This is a genomic window from Lysobacter stagni, assembly GCF_030053425.1.
In the GTDB taxonomy this organism is placed as follows: Bacteria; Pseudomonadota; Gammaproteobacteria; order Xanthomonadales; family Xanthomonadaceae; genus Lysobacter_J; species Lysobacter_J stagni.
This window is the reverse complement of the sequence record NZ_JASGBI010000001.1, coordinates 2,187,871-2,205,072: the sequence shown is the minus strand read 5'-3', so window position 1 is coordinate 2,205,072 and position 17,202 is coordinate 2,187,871. Positions and strand designations below refer to the sequence as shown.

11 protein-coding genes and 3 pseudogenes are annotated in these 17,202 nt (G+C 69.2%); 2 read left to right on the top strand and 12 right to left on the bottom strand.

The genetic code is table 11. The features are described 5' to 3' along the window. Nucleotides 1-184: 184 nt before the first annotated feature. Entirely contained in the window at nucleotides 185-718 is a 534-nt protein-coding gene (locus tag QLQ15_RS10265; protein ID WP_283212694.1) for a DUF6491 family protein, read from the top strand. 54 nt (nucleotides 719-772) lie between these two features. Here the strand turns inward: QLQ15_RS10265 and QLQ15_RS18355 are convergent. The 7 genes and pseudogenes from QLQ15_RS18355 to QLQ15_RS10240 form a co-directional block, all read right to left on the bottom strand. Further along, nucleotides 773-913, bottom strand: a pseudogene (locus tag QLQ15_RS18355) (YadA-like family protein); the annotation flags it as partial. A gap of 216 nt (nucleotides 914-1,129) precedes the next feature. Beyond that, nucleotides 1,130-1,333 (bottom strand): annotated as a pseudogene (locus QLQ15_RS18350) (trimeric autotransporter actin-nucleating factor BimA); the annotation flags it as partial. 174 nt (nucleotides 1,334-1,507) lie between these two features. Next, a pseudogene (locus tag QLQ15_RS10260) lies at nucleotides 1,508-6,433 on the bottom strand (beta strand repeat-containing protein); the annotation flags it as partial. A 184-nt stretch (nucleotides 6,434-6,617) separates the two neighbouring features. Further along, entirely contained in the window at nucleotides 6,618-7,223 is a 606-nt protein-coding gene (locus QLQ15_RS10255) for a class I SAM-dependent methyltransferase (protein ID WP_283212692.1), read from the bottom strand. Then, nucleotides 7,223-9,403: a bifunctional 23S rRNA (guanine(2069)-N(7))-methyltransferase RlmK/23S rRNA (guanine(2445)-N(2))-methyltransferase RlmL gene (rlmKL, locus tag QLQ15_RS10250; protein WP_283212691.1), complete on the bottom strand. Its 2,181-nt coding sequence runs from the start codon at nucleotides 9,401-9,403 to the stop codon at nucleotides 7,223-7,225. Before rlmKL ends, QLQ15_RS10255 begins: the two co-directional genes overlap by 1 nt. A 1-nt stretch (nucleotide 9,404) precedes the next feature. Continuing rightward, a complete protein-coding gene (locus QLQ15_RS10245; RefSeq protein ID WP_283212690.1) occupies nucleotides 9,405-9,935 on the bottom strand; it encodes an alpha/beta hydrolase in 531 nt (176 codons plus the stop codon). Nucleotides 9,936-9,999: 64 nt separating this feature from the next. Further along, nucleotides 10,000-10,506 (bottom strand): MOSC domain-containing protein, encoded by a 507-nt coding sequence (locus QLQ15_RS10240; protein ID WP_283212689.1) that lies wholly within the window; start codon nucleotides 10,504-10,506, stop codon nucleotides 10,000-10,002. A 106-nt stretch (nucleotides 10,507-10,612) separates the two neighbouring features. Here QLQ15_RS10240 and QLQ15_RS10235 point away from each other — a divergent pair, with 106 nt between their 5' ends. After that, on the top strand, nucleotides 10,613-11,182 hold the full coding sequence (locus tag QLQ15_RS10235; RefSeq protein WP_432277851.1) for an N-acetylmuramoyl-L-alanine amidase: 570 nt from the start codon (nucleotides 10,613-10,615) through the stop codon (nucleotides 11,180-11,182). Between the two features lie 57 nt (nucleotides 11,183-11,239). Here QLQ15_RS10235 and rsfS read toward each other — a convergent pair whose 3' ends face one another. The 5 genes from rsfS to leuS form a co-directional block, all read right to left on the bottom strand. After that, entirely contained in the window at nucleotides 11,240-11,668 is a 429-nt protein-coding gene (rsfS, locus tag QLQ15_RS10230; RefSeq protein WP_283212687.1) for a ribosome silencing factor, read from the bottom strand. Between the two features lie 40 nt (nucleotides 11,669-11,708). Next, nucleotides 11,709-12,386, bottom strand: a complete 678-nt coding sequence (nadD, locus tag QLQ15_RS10225; protein ID WP_283212686.1) for a nicotinate-nucleotide adenylyltransferase — start codon at nucleotides 12,384-12,386, stop codon at nucleotides 11,709-11,711. A gap of 9 nt (nucleotides 12,387-12,395) precedes the next feature. Next, entirely contained in the window at nucleotides 12,396-13,463 is a 1,068-nt protein-coding gene (gene holA, locus QLQ15_RS10220) for a DNA polymerase III subunit delta (protein ID WP_283212685.1), read from the bottom strand. Continuing rightward, a complete protein-coding gene (locus QLQ15_RS10215) occupies nucleotides 13,463-14,098 on the bottom strand; it encodes an LPS-assembly lipoprotein LptE (protein WP_283212684.1) in 636 nt (211 codons plus the stop codon). Before QLQ15_RS10215 ends, holA begins: the two co-directional genes overlap by 1 nt. Before the next feature lie 339 nt (nucleotides 14,099-14,437). Then, a complete protein-coding gene (gene leuS, locus QLQ15_RS10210) occupies nucleotides 14,438-17,185 on the bottom strand; it encodes a leucine--tRNA ligase (RefSeq protein ID WP_283212683.1) in 2,748 nt (915 codons plus the stop codon). Nucleotides 17,186-17,202: the final 17 nt, after the last annotated feature.

Here is a 17,202-nt window from a genome sequence, read left to right as displayed (position 1 = left end):
CCTCGGAGGTCGATGCCACAAGGTGCGGGCCGCTCACGGCGAGCGACAGTACCGCCACTGGAACGGACGGTTACGCCGCCGCGACCGTGCGTCGGCAAACGGCTACGCGACCCGCAGGGTTCATGCCAGATTAACCGCGCCAGACCCACGTTGGCTCAAGCGTTTCCACGCGCTGGAGGCTGCCATGAAGGCATCGATCACAACTCTGTTGGCCGTCACGCTGAGCCTGGGTGCGAGCGCGTCATTGGCAACCCAGCCGGAGCAGTCGGCGAGACGATCCGCACCCATCCGCCCGATCGGCGACTGCCTGGTCGCCCGCGACGTGATGGAATGGGGCGTCGTCGACGATCAGCGCATGGTCGTGAAGAGCCTGGGCAAGCGCTACTACGACATCCGGTTGAACGCGAGCTGCCGCGACCTCAAGCGCGAGCCCTATCTGGGCTTCCGCGAAGGCCTGCGCCCCTCGCCGCTCGGTTCCGGTCGCGGCTACAACCCCGACACCGCAAGCGACCCGGTCACCGCCGACGGTCGCATCTGTGGCGATCTCGGCGATGCGGTGGTTCCGCTCGGTGGCGGGCACACCGGACTGGAACTGCCGTGCACGATCCAGCGCATCCAGCGCATCGACGAAGCCACGTACCGGCGGGTGTTCGAGGCCGGCGAAATGACGGCAGGCCAGCCGGAACCCAGCGTTCCCACTGACCTAGCCCGGCCCTGACCGTGCACCGCGACGGGTCCGTCCGGTTCGAACGGACCCGTCCGTTTCCGGGCATCACCAGCCGATGCCCAAACCCACGCCAGCCGACTGCTCGCTTCCGCTGAAGGCAGCGCCGAGCGACAGCGACACGTTGCGCTTGAGCTGGCGCTGGTAGCCCACCGCAAGCGCTTCCTCGCCCTCGGAATAGCCCGCACCGACGGACACGCGGTTGATCGTCTGGATGTTCGCCGCGCTGGAAGCCATGTGCACCATCGCCGCGTTCATCGCGCCTTGCCGGTTGATGCGCCGGTCCGTGTGGCGGAACTCGTCATTCACTTCACCGCGCAGGTCCTCGATCGCCTGCATCGGCACGGCGACGATCTCCTGCACGCGCTGGTCGGTGTAGGCGTTGGCCTGGTTGATCGTGGTGATCGACTGCGCCTGCATCTGTTGCACGTTGACCGCATCCGTCGGGGCGCTGCCGGCGGCGACGTTGGCGACCTGGCGCTCGTTACCGGCGGAGCCCACCGACACCGTGTTGGCCCGGTCGGCCACCGAGTTCGCACCGAGCGCGACGCTGTTGGCCGCGTTCGCCTGTGCGTTGCTGCCGGCCGCGACCGAATTCGTGGCGGCCGCCGATGCCGGCGCGGCGTCCTGGGCAGTGAAGCGCGCATCCGCACCGCCGCCTCCATCGATCGAATCCACGCGCCCATCGAGGAACACGAGCGCGGACTCGACATCATTGAAAATGTTGCCGTCCAGCACGAACTGCGGCCTCTCCAGCACGCCACCGGCGCCGAGCAGGGAAGTGTTGCCGACGAACACGGAACTCACCTGCTGCATCGAGGCCAGCAACTGGGCGCCATTGATCGCGTCCAGACTGCCCACGCCGATCACCCCCGGAGCCACGTTGGTGATGCGGCTTGGCCCCACGCCCAGGTGGTTGGCCGAGAACGCGCCTGCCCCGCCGTTGGCCGCGGGGTCCCATAGCAACGCGTCGCTGGCGACGGCCTGCACCGAACGCAGCTGCGCGACGTTCACCGCATCTGTGTCGGCGCTACCGGCCGCCAGGTTGGTGAGCTTGCGCTCTTCACCGGCACTGCCGATGGACACCTCACCCACGGAGTTCTGCGGCGCGGTCAGTCCGAACGCCGTGTAGCCGGTCTGCGCGCCCACGCTCGTCTGCGAAGCCGAGCCCAGCGCGACGCTCAGCGCGTGGTTGCTCTGCGCGCCCGCGCCCAACGCCACGCCCTGCTCCGCGTTGGCCTGCGCCTGCGTGCCCATCGCCACGCCCGAGGCCAGCAGCACGCTGGATTCACGCCCGATGGCGATGCCGCCCGGGGCGGCGATGTCCACCGTCGCGGCGTTGCCGATGCCGATGCCGTTGTCGCCGTTGACCACGGTGAGCGGGCCGACCGCGATCGACTCGGCGCCGATCGCCAGCGAATCGCCCGCCGTGGAATTGGCGTGGAAGTACAGGGTGTTCGTGTTCGACAGCGAGCCGAGCGCGCCTTGCAGCTGCCGCAGCGTCACAGCATCCTGCGCCTGCGTTCCGTCCGCCACGTTGGTGATCTGGCGGTAGGCGGTACCGGTTCCCACCGACACCGCGCCGAGCAATGTCTTGTCGGTGGTGTCGAATTCGATGGCACCCGACCCGACCGGGATCGATCCGCTGGCCGGCGCGACGGTGCGATTGGATACCGCACCCGCACCCAGCGCCACCGCGCCCTGCACGGTCGCGCTGCTTCCAAAGCCGAGTGCCATTCCCTGCACCGCACCGACGCTGGTATTCGCGCCGAACGCTGACGCCTGCAGCGCGCCGGTGGCGATGGTGCTGTTCTCGCCGACCGCCGTGCTCTGGTCGGCGTTGACGCGTGCGTTGCGGCCGATGGCCGTGTCGCCGGGACCTGCGGCGAAGCTCGCCGCGCCCAGCGCGATGCTGCCTGCGCCGACCGCGTTGCTGCTTCGCCCGCCGGCGAACGCGTCCACCGCGCTGGCGGCAGAATCGGAACCCAGTGCCAGCGCACCCTGCTGCGAGGCGTTGGCATTGCGCCCTACCGACGTGGCGTTGATCGCCGTGGCCTGCGCGTTGTTGCCCACCGCCAGCGCTTCGCTTGCTGTTGCATCGGCGGACTGGCCCAGTGCCACGCTCAACGCACCGGTGGCCATGGAGTTCTGGCCGAGCGCGGTGCTGACGTTGCCCGTCGCGCGCGCGGAAGTACCGAGCGCGACCGAGTTGCTGCCCTGCGCGAGACTGTTCTGGCCGATTGCGCTGGCCTGCGGCCCCACGGCCTGCGCACCGGTGCCGAAGGCAACGCTGTTCTGCCCGTTGGCGATGGCGTTGGCACCGACGGCGGTCGCATCGGTGTTGTTCGAACGGCTGTTGTTGCCGATCGCGATGCCGTTGTTGACCGCCGTACCGCCCGGATCGACTGCCGCGACCGCGGCGTTCGCGCCGATCGCCAGACCATTGGCGGAGTTCACCGCAGCCCGGTCGCCAATGGCGATGCCGCTCGAAGCGGCGGGCGCGATCAGCGCCTGCGTGCCGATGGCGAGGGAATCGGCACCCTGCGCACTGGAGAAGTTGCCCACTGCGATGGCGCGCTGAGCCGAAGTGTTCGCCGCGCCACCGACGGCGACACTCGACTGGCCGCTGGCGGTGGCGAAATTGCCCACCGCCTGCGCGCCGAGCGCGGTCGCCTGCGCCTGGTTGCCCACGGCGAGCGTCGCTTCCTGTGTGGCGACCGAGAAGCCGCCCAGCGCCAGCGCGTTGGGCCCGCGCGCCTGCGCGGCGGTACCGAAGGCCGTGGCGCCTTCCATATCGGCGATGGCGAACGAGCCAACCGCCGTCGTCGATTGCGCACTCGCGATGGACGAACTGCCCGCGGCCACCGCGTCGTCCGTGCCGTCGTTGAGGCCGACCGCCTTGAAGTAGCGTGTGCTTTCGCCCACCGCCGTGGTCAGCTGACTGACGTTCACTGCATCCGTCGGCGCGATGCCGGCAGCCACGTTGACGATGCGACGCTCGCCTCCGACCGTGCCCACGGACACGGTGTTCGCCTGATCGGCGACACTGCCCGCGCCGAGTGCGACCGCATTGGTGGCGGTGACACTGCTGCCGAATCCAAGTGCCGTGCCCTGTGATGCGGTGATGTTGGTGTTGGCGCCGAAGGCGGAGGCCTGCAATGCGCCCACGGCAATCGTCGCGTTCTCGCCGACCGCCGTGCTCTGGTCGGCGTTGACGCGAGCGTTGCGACCGATGGCCGTGTCGCCCGGGCCAGCGGCGAAGCTCGCCGCGCCCAGCGCAATGCTGCCCGCACCCGTTGCAGTGCTGCCGCGACCGCCCGCGAACGCGTCGACCGCACTGGCGGCCGAATCGGCCCCCAGCGACAGGGCTCCCGTCTGCGATGCATTCGCAGAACGCCCCAGCGACGTCGCGTTGGCCGCCGTCGCCTGCGCGTTGTTGCCCACCGCGAGCGCTTCGCTTGCGGTCGCGTCGGCGGATTGACCCAGCGCCACGCTCAGCGAACCAGTCGCCGTGGCGTTCTGTCCCAGCGCCGTACTCACGTTGCCCTGTGCCAGCGCCGAGGTGCCCAGCGCAACCGAATTGCTGCCGATGGCGCGCGCGTTCTGGCCGATGGCGCTGGCCTGCGGCCCCTGCGCATTGGACGAGGTACCGAACGCGACACTGTTCTGACCGTTGGCAATGGCATTGGTGCCGACCGCCGTCGCATCGGAATTGTTGGCGCGGCTGTTGTTGCCCATGGCGATGCCGTTCTGCACGGCAGTGCCGCCGGGATCGGTGGCGGCGACGATCGCACCCGTGCCCAGCGCCAGACCGTTGAGCGAATTCACCCGGCTGTTGTTGCCAATGGAAATGCCATTGATGCCCGCTGCGGCGACCTGCGCGTTCGTGCCGACCACGACGCTGTCGGTCGCGACGGCAAGCGACTGGAAGCCGATGGCGATGGTGTTGTTCGCCTGCGCCTGCGCCAGCGTACCCACGGCGGTACTGTTGGTGGCCGTTGCACGCGATCCACCACCCAGTGCCAGGGCGGCCTGCTGCGTGGCCTGGGAGTCGAAGCCGAACGCCGCGCTGCCCAGACCCGTCGCGATGGCCGTCGTGCCCACCGCCGTGCTCGCCTGTGCGGTCGCCTGACTGTTCGCGCCGATCACCACCGTTCCCTGTCCCGATCCCTGCGCGGCCGGTCCAATGGCGATGGCGCCCTCTCCCGATGCCGTGGTGACTTCGTTCGCGTCGACGATGCCGTCGGCGTTGCTGTCGTTCCAGCCGCCGATGGCAGTGGTCAATGTGTTGGTGGCGGAGGTGCGGTACCCCATCGCGACGCTGCTTCGTCCGCTGGCGACGACCTCGTTGCCGACCGAGATGCTCGTCGCGCCGGTCGCCTGCGAACCGCCGCCGACAGCCAGTGCTCGGTCGGCACCCGCGTTCGCGCCGATGCCGAACGCCTGCGCGCCGATCACCGTCGCCTGCGCGCCCGTGCCGACGGCCAGCGTCTGGTCGGCCGTCGCCTGCGCGAACGCGCCCACCGCGATGGCTGCTTCGCCCGTTGCCGTGCTGCTGGAACCCAGCGCGGTGGCGCCGGGGCCGTTCGCATTCGCCGCGCTGCCGGCGGCGAGGCTGAACTGACCCGTCGTGGAGGCGTTGTCGGTACCGTCGTCGAGACCGTCGGCCTGGAAGTAGCGCAGTTCGCCCGAGCCTGCCGAGACAGCGGCGTTGAGCTGGTCGAGGTTGACCGCGTCGGTGCCCTGCGTGCCGGCAGCCACGTTGACGATCTGTCGCTGCGCACTCGCCGTGCCGACCGAGACCGTGTTGACGCGATCGGCGGCAGAGCCGGCGCCGAGGGCGACCGCACCGGCCGCCGAGACGCTCGAACCCTCGCCCAGCGCCGTGCCCTGCGCGCCAGTGATGGCCGTGCCGAAACCCAGCGCCGTGCCCTGCGTGGCCGACACCGTCGCGCTCGCGCCGACGGCGGTGGACTGCACTGCACCGGCGACGATCAGCGCGCTGTCGCCCACAGCGGTGCTGCTGTCGGCCAGCACGCGTGCGTTGCCACCGAGGGCGACATCGCCGGGGCCGGCGGCCTGGCTGTTGAATCCGGCGGCAAGGGTGTTCGCGCCCAGTGCCTGGCTGCCGTTGCCGAGCGCCGTCGCACTGGTCCCAGCACGGCTCTGATTGCCGAATGCCGACCCACCCGCTCCGCTCACCTGCGCGCCGTTACCCACGGCGGTCGCGTTGGCGAAGTTCGCGGTGGTGCTCTCGTTCGCGTCGACCACGCCATCGCCGTCGAGGTCGACGAAGCCACCCACGGCGAGCGCACCGCTTGCGTTCGCATGCGACTGCGCACCAACGGCGGTCGCGCCCAGACCGTTGGCCTGCGATTGCGTGCCGATCGCGCTGGCCTGCACGCCATTCGTGTTCGCACCCGCGCCGAGCGCGGTCGCGCCGGTTCCGGTCGCCGAGGTCTGATTGCCGAATGCGGTCGCGTTACCGCCCGCCGACGATGCCGTCGCGTTGGAACCGCATACGAACGATCCCGCACCGCTGACCACCTGCCCGCCCGGGCCGGTACATGACGCCTGCGCGATGGCATCGGTCGGAAGGGATGCAACCGCCAGCGCCACCAGCGAGCCGAACGACGTGGCGCCATGACGAAAACCGGCGAATGCGCGTTGCTGTTGCCGTGGCGGGTCTGCCTCCGGACGATCGTTCATGTTCATGACGGACTCCGAACGTGGGGACTGACGTCACGCACGCGGTCGGAATAGGAGGAAGCGGCGCCACATCGTGCGCGGGCAGGAGCGCGATACAGCGGCGCGTTACGTTCGTCCAGACAGCGTCATGACCGGTTCGTCATTACCCGCCGCAACGTGCACGCAAAATGAAGATCCGGTCTGCTCACGCCGAGTACACATACACCGTCGCAGGCGGCACGTTACGCAATACGAATGCCGCCTTGCGAACGCTCAACCGCAAGTCACGTGCCACTTCATCGAGCACCGGAGCACGCGCCCCATAGGTGAACTGGACAAAGGTCCCACCCGGCTTGAGGCAGGAAAACGCAGCGCGGAGCACGGCGCTCTGCGCGTCGCGATCCATCGACAACATGCCCAACCCCGACACGATGGCATCGACCCGGCCATTGCCGAGGTAACCGTTGTCATTGGCGATGCGCTCCAGGTCCTGCGCGTCGCCGAGCACGATGCGCACCTTCGGAAATCGGGCTTGAAGGTGCCTGTGCAGGGCCGGGTTGAGCTCGACGACGAGCAGGTCGCGCCCGAGGACGCCGTGCGCGAGCAACTCACGCGTGATGGCGCCGGTGCCGCCCCCGAGTTCGATCACGCGCCGCGCGTCCCGGGGCAGCTCGGCGATCATCGCCGCAGCCAGTTCCACTCCGGACGGCGTCACCGCCGCGGTGCGCAGCGGATTGCGCAGCCACTGCCGGAAGAACGTCCATGCGCCGTGCAGGCGCTGGCGTTTCCAGCGGTGGCGGCGCACCTCCATCACCCGCCCCTGCGCCGCTGCAGTCGCCAGCAGCGATGAATGCGCGCATCGCGCTCGAAGTCTGGCGGCAGGGTCTTCGCCGTGATCTCCACGCAGTCGGCGAATGCCGCGACCGCGGCTTCGTCCAGGCGGAAGCGACGGTAGTTGTTGGAGAAATACAGCACGCCGTCGGGCGCCAGCCGGGCCACGGCGGCGCTCAGCAGGCGAACATGCTGGGCCTGCACGTCGAAGTCATCGGCGCGTTTGGAATTGGAGAACGTCGGCGGATCGCAGAAGATCAGGTCGTACTCCAGCCCATCCGATTCCAGCCACGTCAGCGCGTCGGCCTGCACCAGGCGATGACGGGTGCCGCCGATGTCGTTCTCGCGCAGGTTGTCGGCGCACCAGTCCAGGTAGGTCGCCGACAGATCCACGGTGGTGGTCAGGCGCGCGCGTCCAACCGCCGCATGCACCGTGGCCGCGCCGGTATAGCCGAACAGGTTGAGGAACCGCGTGTCCTCCGCCTCGGCCGCGATGCGCAGACGCATCGGGCGATGGTCGAGGAACAGGCCGGTGTCGAGGTAATCGAACAGGTTCACGCGCAGTCGCGCGTCGCCTTCGCGCACGGTGAGAAACTCGCCACGCGAATCCATCTGCCCGTACTTGCTGCCACCCTTGCCGCGCGCGCGGGTCTTGAGCGCGACCTGCTCGCGCGGCACCGCGAACACCTCGCGCACCGCGGCCAGCAGTTCGTTGAGGCGGCGGCGCTGCACGTTCTCGGGGATTTCCGCCGGCGCCGCATATTCCTGCACGTGCAGCCACGTGCGCGGCGTGGCTTCGTCCGTGATGTAGACGTCGATGGCCGCCGCGTATTCGGGGATGTCCGCGTCGTAGGCGCGATAGCAGGTCACATCCTCGCGCTCGCGCCAGCGCTTGAGCTTGTGCAGGTTCTTGCGCAGGCGGTTGGCGACCATCTGCGCGCCTTCCGACAGCGCCGGGGGCGCGTCGGCACGCTCACGCTGCGGTGGCGCGACCGGCTCGCACACGATCAGCGTGCATTCGATGGCGCCGTTGAACAGCTGGTATTTCTTCTGCGCGCGCAGGCCGGTGGCGAAGGCGAGTTCCGCATCGCCGCACAGGAGGCTGGCACGCCAGTCCGGCACCGCGCGCTTGAGCGCATCGCCCAGCGCGCGGTACAGCGCCGGGTCGGCCGACAGACGTGCGTCGTAGGGCGGGTTGCAGACGACCAGGCCGGGCGCAACGGGCGCCGATGCATCGTCGCCCTCGCGCAGCACAGCGTTCGCCTCGAGCGAGCGCACGTCGCCGGTGCGGAAGTCGATCAGGCCCGCCAGCCCGGCGAGCACGGCGTTGTCCTGCGCAGCGCGGATCGCGTGCGGATCGGTATCGCGACCGAAGAACGCCGGGCGCAGTGCGTTCATGCCGGCCGCTTCGCGCCTGCGCGCTTCGTCGACCAGCACGCGCCACGTCCCTTCGTCGAAGCCGCGCCAGTGCGTGGGCGGCTGGCTCTCATGGCGCTGCAATCCGGGCGCCACGTCGGCCGCCATCAGCGCACCTTCGATCAGGAGCGTGCCGCTGCCGCACATGGGATCGAGCAGCGCTCCGCCTTCGGCGTAACGCTTGGCCCACTGTCCGCGCATCAGCACCGCGGCGGCGAGGTTTTCCTTAAGCGGCGCCTCGCCCTGCTTCGTGCGCCAGCCGCGACGGTGCATGGGACCGCCCGACAGGTCGATGGAGAGCACCGCGCGCCCCTTGCGCAGCACGAAGCTCAGGCGCAGGTCCGGGTGTTCGACATCCACGTCGGGGCGCGTGCCGGTCTGGGCCCGCATCACGTCGACGACGGCGTCCTTCACGCGCTGCGCGGCGTAGCGCGCGTGCGTGATGGCCTCGCCCGACACATGCGCATCCACCGCGAGCGTGTGGCCTTGCGCAAGATGTTCCGGCCACGCCACGGCCGCGACACCGGCGTACAACGCGTGTTCGTCCGGGCAATCGAATTCGGTGATGGGCCACAACACGCGACTGGCCAGGCGCGACCACAGCACGGCGCGCTGCGCGTCCTGCAGCGTGCCTTCGACGTTGACGCCGGCGATGGCGGCGGTGGCGCGCGTGCAACCCAGCGCCATCAGCTCGTCGGCGAGCAGGTATTCCAGTCCTTTACCGCAGCTTGCGAAGAACTTCATGTCAGAGCGTGGCCAGTAGTGCGGCGAACGCGTCGGCGCTCGTCTGCACGTTGTCGGAAAGGCGATGGCTGTCGTCCACGAGCAGCAGGCGCGCACTGCGCGCGTACGACCAGGCCACCACTTCGGCGGCCGGGATCAGCTCGTCGTTCCAGCCGTGGATGACCGATGTGGGCACGCGCGCGGCCTCAAGGCGCGGCGCTTCGCCCATGCGCACCGGCGGTGCCATCAGGAACAACGCGCGCGTCGGCACCTGCAGCGACACCAGCCCGGAGATGTAGGCGCCCAGGCTCGATCCGGCCAGCACCAGCGGGCCGCGCGAGGCGGCATCGCTCGCCAGGTCGAGCAGGCGTTGCACGCGCGCAGGCACATCGCCCACTTCGCTGACCTCGCGCTTGGCGTCCAGGTCGGTGTAGTCGGGACGCTCATGCGTCCAGCCCAGGCGCTGCGCGGCCTCGGCCAGCGCCGTCACCTTCGTGGCATCGGGTCCGCTTTCGAAACCGTGGGAAAGAATGCAGTGTCCGCGTGTGCTCATTCGTGGGGAAATCCGTTCCCCCGGCATGAGGGAACATAGAAGTGGGTTGATCGGAGTGCGTGGATCAGGACGCGTCCGGCAGCGCGACGACCGCATCGCCGACGCGGATCGTTCCGCCTTCGACGATGCGCGCACACAGGCCGCCGTGGCCGCGCATCGCGTTGAATCCGCCCGGGCCCAGTGCGGCTTCCATGCGCGAGCACGGATCGCAGCTGTCGGTGCCTTCCAGCAGCGTCTGGCCGACGCGGAAGCGCCGGCCCTTCAGCGCCACCAGCGGCAGTCCGGAGACCACGAGGTTGCGGCGCAGCGTCGCCGGCGACACGGCCGCATGCCCCGACAGCGCCGCGATCACGGGCAGGTGTTCCGCCTGGATCAGCGTGACGCCGCGCTTGCCGCTGCCAGCGGCGTAGCGGTCGCCCGCCAGTCCGGCGCCGGTTTCGGCGACCACCTCACCGACTTCGTCCATCGGCGCCATGCGCGCGGGTCGCAGGCCGATCCACTCCACCCGTCCGGGGCGCGGAAGCGTGGCCATCAGTTTGCCGAGCTCGGAGTCGGCGGGTGGACGTTGCATGGCGGCTCCGTGCAGGGCGGTCGGTCGGCGCGGGCGTCGCGGGCCTTACCTTCGCGGGACTCGGAACGGTCCGGCGGGAGGACGAATGGTAGCATCCGGCCCCATGCTGCCCGACCCGCCGGCCCTGCCGATCGCCTTCGATCCCCTGCCCTACCAGGAACGCCTCGACGCGCGCGAGGCCGCTGCGATCGATCTCGTCGTCATTCACTGCACGGAGCTGCCGGACCTGACGATGGCGCGGCGTTTCGGCGAAGAAGAGCTCTACGAGGGCTCTCGCACCGGCAACAGCGGCCACTACTACATCGATCGCGACGGCAGCGTGCACCAGTACGTGGCGATCGATCGTGTCGCGCACCACGTGCGCGGATACAACGCGCGCGCGATCGGCGTGGAGCTGGTCAATCGCGGGCGTTATCCCGATTGGCTGGCCGCCTCTCACCAGGCGATGGACGAGCCCTACCGCGCGGCGCAGGTCGAATCGCTGGTCGCGCTCGTGCAGGTTCTGCACGCGCAACTGCCGTCGCTGCGCTTCATCGCCGGGCACGAGGACCTGGACACCACCGAAGTGGCCGCGACCGACGATCCCGACATGAAGGTCCGTCGCAAGCGCGATCCGGGCCCGCGGTTTCCCTGGGACGAAGTGCTGGCGCGCATTCCGCTGCAGCGCATTCCCTGACCCTCAAAACGCGAACGGCGCCCCAGGGCGCCGTCGCGGAGTTCATGCGGGCATGCCTTACAGGCGGCTCGCGGTGCCGGTTTCGAATTCGTCGTCCTCGAGTTCCGGCGGCTGGTCACCGACGGTCCACAGGCGTTCCAGCGCGTAGAACTCGCGCACGCGCGGCAGCATGACGTGCACGACCACGTCGCCCAGGTCCACCAGCACCCACTCGGCCTCGCGCTCGCCTTCCACGCCCAGCGGCTGGACGTCGAGGTTCTTGGAGAACTTGATGACTTCGTCGGCGATCGACTTCACGTGACGCGTGGAGGTGCCCGAGGCGATCACCATGTAGTCGGTGACGCTGCTCTTGCCTCGCACATCGATCTCGGTGACATCGCGGGCCTTGAGTTCCTCGACTGCCGCATGCACGGTCTTCAGCAGGAGGTCCACCGGCGGCGGCGGGTTGGGCAGCCGGGTCTTGATGACTTGCGCTTCGGTACTCAAAGGGGGATGGCTCTCGGATCGGGGGCTTGGTGCCTGTGGATTATAACGAAGCGGACGTGACGCCCCGGACGTACAGGGCGTGTCGGCGGATGTATTCGGCCACGGCGGCGGGAACCCCGTCCTGCCACGGCTCGCCGGCCGCGATGCGACGACGCAGCTCGGTGGACGATTCAGGACGCTCCCGCGCCAGTGCAAACACGGCGAATCCCCCCGCCGGCGCGCTGTTCAGCTCCTCGGGAGGCCGCCGACGCGGACCGATCTCCGCCTCGACCTGCGGCGCGAGCGCGCCGACGGAGGCCGGATCGAGCGCCGCGCCGGGCCGGGCCACCGCGAGCACGTGGCCATGTTCGAACAGCTCGTGCCACCGGTTCCAGGTGTGCAGCTGCAGCAGCGAATCGCCGCCGACCATCCACACGATGGGTGCATCCGGGCCCAGTTCGGCGCGCAGTTCGCGCAGGGTATCGACCGTGTAGGACGGGCCTTCGCGGCGCAGTTCGCGCCGGTCGACTTTCAGGCGCGGTTCGCCGGCCACGGCGATGTCGAGCATGCGCGCACGCTCGGCGGCGTCGGCATGCGTGATGTCCTTGTGCGGTGGATCGGCGGCGGGCACGAGGAAGACCGTCGCGTCCAGCGCGTCGCGCACTTCGCGCGCGACGGACAGATGGCCTTCGTGCACCGGATCGAAGGTGCCGCCGTAATACACGCGCGGAGCGATCACGCCCACGCGTCAGCCGACGAGCAGGCGCGCGGCGCGCGGTTCGGCCACCGCCAGCAGCAGGCGCTCCAGCGCGAGCCACGCATCGGCGGGCTCCTCGCCCATGCGCCCACGCCCCTTCGCGATGCGATCCACGCGCCCTGCTTCGGCGACGAAGGCATCCCAGCGCGGTGCCGCATGGCGCTGCAGCGCGCGGCGATACATGGGCTGCTTGGAATCCCAGATGCGCTGCGCCTTGAATTCGGACGCGAGATTGCCGCCGCGTTCCTGTACCCGCGCCAGCGATGCGGCGCGCTGCAGTTCCATCACGATCATGCCCAGCAGGCCGGGTACGGCTTCGCCTTCCGCTCGCAGGCCGGCCAGCATGCGCGACACCTGCGCGCCCTGGCCGTTCATCGTGGCATCGACCAGACGGAACACGTCGAACCGCGCCGCATCGGCGACCAGTTCGTCCATGCGCTGGCTGTCCAGCACCTGCCCGTCGGACAGAAGCGCCAGTTTGTCGATCTCCTGCGCGGCGGCGAGCAGGTTGCCCTCGACGCGGTCGGCGAGATTCTGCACCGCGGCGTGGTCGGCACGCAGACCGCGTGCGCGCAGGCGACGCTCGATCCACTCGGGCAATTCGTGCGGCTTGATCGTCCATGCGACGGCAATCTGGCCGATGCGGCCGATCGCCTCGCTCCACTTGCCACCGTGCTGCTTGCTCCACTCGCCCGCGGTGACCAGCAGGGCGACGTCCGCCGGCGGATCGGCGCAGAAATCGACGATGACTTCCGAACCTTCCTTGCCGGGCTTTCCACTGGGCAGGCGCACTTCGATCAGGCGACGACTGGCGAACAGGCTCGGTGCGCGGAGGCTGGCCGACAGCGCATTCCAGTCGGGCTCGCGCTGGTTGCCTTCGGCCTCGAACACCTCGCGTTCGGCGAAGCCCGCACGGCGCGCGGCGGCGCGCACGGCATCGGCGGCCTCCAGCACGCGCAGCGGTTCGGGGCCGGCGATCAGGTAGGCGGGCGCGAGCCGCGCCGGTTCGGGCTTGTCCAGCCCCAGTTGCGCGACCAGCTGCTCCGGACGCAGTTCCATCAGGGCGTCGGCGTCGGCGTCGGCGTCGGGGTCGCGGTCGGGGCGTCTTCGGCCTTCGGTACCTCGACCGCATCCGCGGCCCGCGGCGCATCGGGCTGGGCGCCTGCCGGCGATGCTTCGGCGGCGTTGAAGGTATGGCGCGCAACGGCGTCGAGGCGACGCAGAATGGAGGCGACCATCTCGCGGCGCATTTCGGTTTGCAGGATCTCGCGCTCACCCTCGGTGCCGATGGCCTGCACGGGGTTGGAGACGTAGTCGCGCGCCAGCTCGATGGTCTGGCGCGGTACCGGCGTGGTGCCGTCGGCGCGGCGCAGTTCGAAGGTCACCGCGTAACGCAGCGAGAACTCCTGCGCGCGACCGAGTTCGTCCAGCGCGATGGGGCGATCGCCCCAACGTTCGGACAGCAGATCGAGCACGGTGGCATCGGGAGTCCGCTCGGTCGCGGGCACCGCACCGGCACGCGTCAGCGCCTGCGCAAGGGACTCGGCCAGCGGGCTGAAGCGATCCACCGACACCACCCGCACCGGCCCCATGTCGGGCGGCAGCACGAGTTGGTTGCGAAGGTGGAAACCGCAGGCCGACAGGGCCAGCACCAGGGCGACCGGGGCCGCGCGTTTCAGTAGGCGAAAGCTCATGCGGGAAGTCTGGACGAGGCGCCCGCGCCCAGCAATAGCGGGCGCGTCAACGCGGTTCAGCTGAGATGGGGATCGATATGCCCCGGCGCGGCCTCTCAGGCTGACCCGAACTGCGCTTATCCCAACTGTTTGGCGGCAACATCGATCGGCGACGCGAGCACTCCGCCGCCCCTCACCCCAACCCCTCTCCCGCAGGGAGAGGGGCTGAAAGCCGGTTGCCCTGGCCCCTGAGTCAGGGGCGGTTCGCGCCGCAGGCGCGGAAGGGCGGGTATGGCACCAAAGGCGCGGGTCACGAAGGTTATGCAGCAAGACACTTCGGGACTTGATCCGCCTTGTGGATCAGGCAGCAACGATATTGACGATCTTGCCCGGCACCACGATCACCTTGCGCACGGTCAGGCCTTCCATGTACTTGACCACGTTCGGCTCGGACAGCGCGAGGCGCTCGGCTTCTTCCTTCGCCACGTTCACCGGCACCTCGATGGTGCCGCGCAGCTTGCCGTTGACCTGCACCGCCAGCGTCACAGCATCGCGCGTGAGCGCGGCCGCATCGGCGACCGGGAACGGCACGTCCTCCAGCAGCGTTTCCGGGTGGCCCAGCGCCTGCCACAGCGCGTGCGAGACGTGCGGCGTGACCGGGTTGAGCAGCAGCACCATCGCCTGCAGCGCCTCATGACGCACGGCGCGGCCCTGGTCGCTCATGTCGTCGAACTTGCCGACATGGTTGAGCAGTTCCATCAGCGCGGCGATGGCGGTGTTGAAGCTGTGGCGGCGGCCGTAATCGTCGCCCACCTTCTGGATGGTCTCGTGCAACTGGCGGCGCAGCGTCTTCTGCGCGGCGTCCAGCTTCGAGGCGTCGACCTCCGGATGGTCCGGCTGCGAAGCGTGCGTCACCACTTCGCGCCAGAAGCGGCGAAGGAAGCGCGCCATGCCTTCCACGCCGGCCTCGTTCCATTCCAGCGACTGCTCCGGCGGCGCGGCGAACATCGAAAACAGGCGCACGGTGTCGGCGCCGAACTTGCCGACCATCACCTGCGGATCGACGCCGTTGTTCTTCGACTTCGACATCTTCTCGACGCCACCGATCTCCACCGGTTGGCCGTCGGCCTTCAGCGTCGCGCCGGTGATGCGACCGCGTTCGTCGCGGATCACTTCGACGTCGGCCGGGTTGAACCAGTCCTCGGCGCCCTTCTGTCCGCGGTAGAACGTCTCGGCGATGACCATGCCCTGCGTGAGCAGGTTGGTCGCCGGCTCATCGCTGTACACCAGGCCCTGGTCGCGCATGAGCTTGTGGTAGAAGCGGAAGTACAGCAGGTGCAGGATCGCGTGTTCGATGCCGCCGATGTACTGGTCGACCGGCGTCCAGTACTTGGCGCGCTCGTCGACCTGCTGCGCGGCACCCGGCGAGGTGTAGCGCGCGTAGTACCAGCTCGACTCCATGAAGGTGTCGAAGGTGTCGGTTTCGCGCTCGGCGGCGCCACCGCACTGCGGGCACGTGGTCTTGCGCCACTGCGGATCGGACTTGATCGGCGAGGTCACGCCGCTGAAGGCGACGTCTTCCGGCAGCACGACCGGCAGCTGGTCTTCCGGCACAGGCACGTCGCCGCACTTCGCGCACAGGATCACCGGAATCGGGCAACCCCAGTAACGCTGGCGGCTCACGCCCCAGTCGCGCAGGCGATAGTTCACGCGGCGCTGGCCGCGGCCGTCGGCCTCGAAGCGCGCGGCCAGTGCGTCCAGCGCCTGCTGGAAGTCCATGCCATCGAGCTCGCCCGAATTCACCAGCCAGCCGCGTTCGGTGTACGACTCCTCCTCCGCGATGCGGCGCTCGAACTCCGCCACCACCTGCACGGCCGCGGAGGTTTCGTACACATCCACCGACGGCGCGGCGCCCAGCGCGCTGCGCATGGGGTCGTCGTGCTGCGCCAGATGCTGGCCGATTTCGGCCAGCGCATCGCGGATGTGCGTGGGCACGATCACCATGCGGATCGGCAGCGAATAGTTGCGGGCGAATTCCCAGTCTCGCTGGTCGTGGCCCGGCACCGCCATCACCGCACCGGTGCCGTAGCCCATCAGCACGAAGTTGGCGACGAACACCGGCACCTGCTCGCCGGTGATCGGATGGATGGCGCGCAGGCCGGTGTCCATGCCGCGCTTTTCCTGCGTTTCCAGTTCCGCTTCGGACACGCCACCCTTGCGCAGGTCGGCGATGAACGCGGCCAGGGCTTCATTCCCCTGCGCGGCATGCAACGCCAGCGGATGCTCGGCGGCGATCGACACGAACGTCACGCCCATGAGCGTGTCGGGGCGCGTGGTGAACACGTGCAGCGGCTCCACCGGCCTGCCCGCGTCGTCGACGACGTCGAAGCGGATCTCCAGGCCTTCGCTGCGGCCGATCCAGTTGCGCTGCATCGTCTTGACCGCATCCGGCCAGCCCGGCAGCGAATCCAGCCCGTCGAGCAGCTCCTGCGCGTAGTCGGTGATCTTGAGGAACCACTGCGGGATCTCGCGCTTCTCCACCAGCGCGCCGGTGCGCCAGCCGCGGCCGTCGATCACCTGCTCGTTGGCCAGCACGGTCTGGTCGACCGGGTCCCAGTTCACCACCGAGTTCTTGCGGTACGCCAGGCCCTTCTTCATCAGGCGCACGAACATGCGCTGCTCGTGCACGTAGTAGTCCGGCGTGCAGGTGGCGAACTCGCGCGACCAGTCGATCGCATAGCCCATCTGCTGCAGCTGGGCCTTCATGTGCGCGATGTTGGCGTAGGTCCACTTCGCCGGCGCGGTCTTGTTCTTGATCGCGGCGTTCTCCGCCGGCAGGCCGAAGGCGTCCCAGCCCATCGGCTGCAGGACGTTGTGGCCGGTCATGCGCTTGTAGCGGCTGATGACGTCGCCGATGGTGTAGTTGCGCACGTGGCCCATGTGCAGCGCACCGGAGGGGTACGGCAGCATCGACAGGCAGTAGTACTTGGGCTTGTCCGACGACTCGGCGACCTCGAAGGCGCGCGTGCCCTCCCAGAATCGCTGCGCATCGGCCTCGATGGCCTGCGGGTCGAAGGGACGGGTTTCGGTTGCGGCTTCGGCGGACACGGCGTTCGGGGGACGTT

Excerpts from the sequence above, each read along its gene's own strand:
- QLQ15_RS10265 (WP_283212694.1), top strand. The coding sequence starts at position 185 with ATGAAGGCATCGATCACAACTCTGTTGGCCGTCACGCTGAGCCTGGGT.
- holA (WP_283212685.1), bottom strand. The coding sequence starts at position 13,463 with ATGGAACTGCGTCCGGAGCAGCTGGTCGCGCAACTGGGGCTGGACAAG.
- QLQ15_RS10215 (WP_283212684.1), bottom strand. The coding sequence starts at position 14,098 with ATGAGCTTTCGCCTACTGAAACGCGCGGCCCCGGTCGCCCTGGTGCTG.
- QLQ15_RS10245 (WP_283212690.1), bottom strand. The coding sequence starts at position 9,935 with ATGAGCACACGCGGACACTGCATTCTTTCCCACGGTTTCGAAAGCGGA.
- QLQ15_RS10240 (WP_283212689.1), bottom strand. The coding sequence starts at position 10,506 with ATGCAACGTCCACCCGCCGACTCCGAGCTCGGCAAACTGATGGCCACG.
- rlmKL (WP_283212691.1), bottom strand. The coding sequence starts at position 9,403 with ATGAAGTTCTTCGCAAGCTGCGGTAAAGGACTGGAATACCTGCTCGCC.
- QLQ15_RS10255 (WP_283212692.1), bottom strand. The coding sequence starts at position 7,223 with ATGGAGGTGCGCCGCCACCGCTGGAAACGCCAGCGCCTGCACGGCGCA.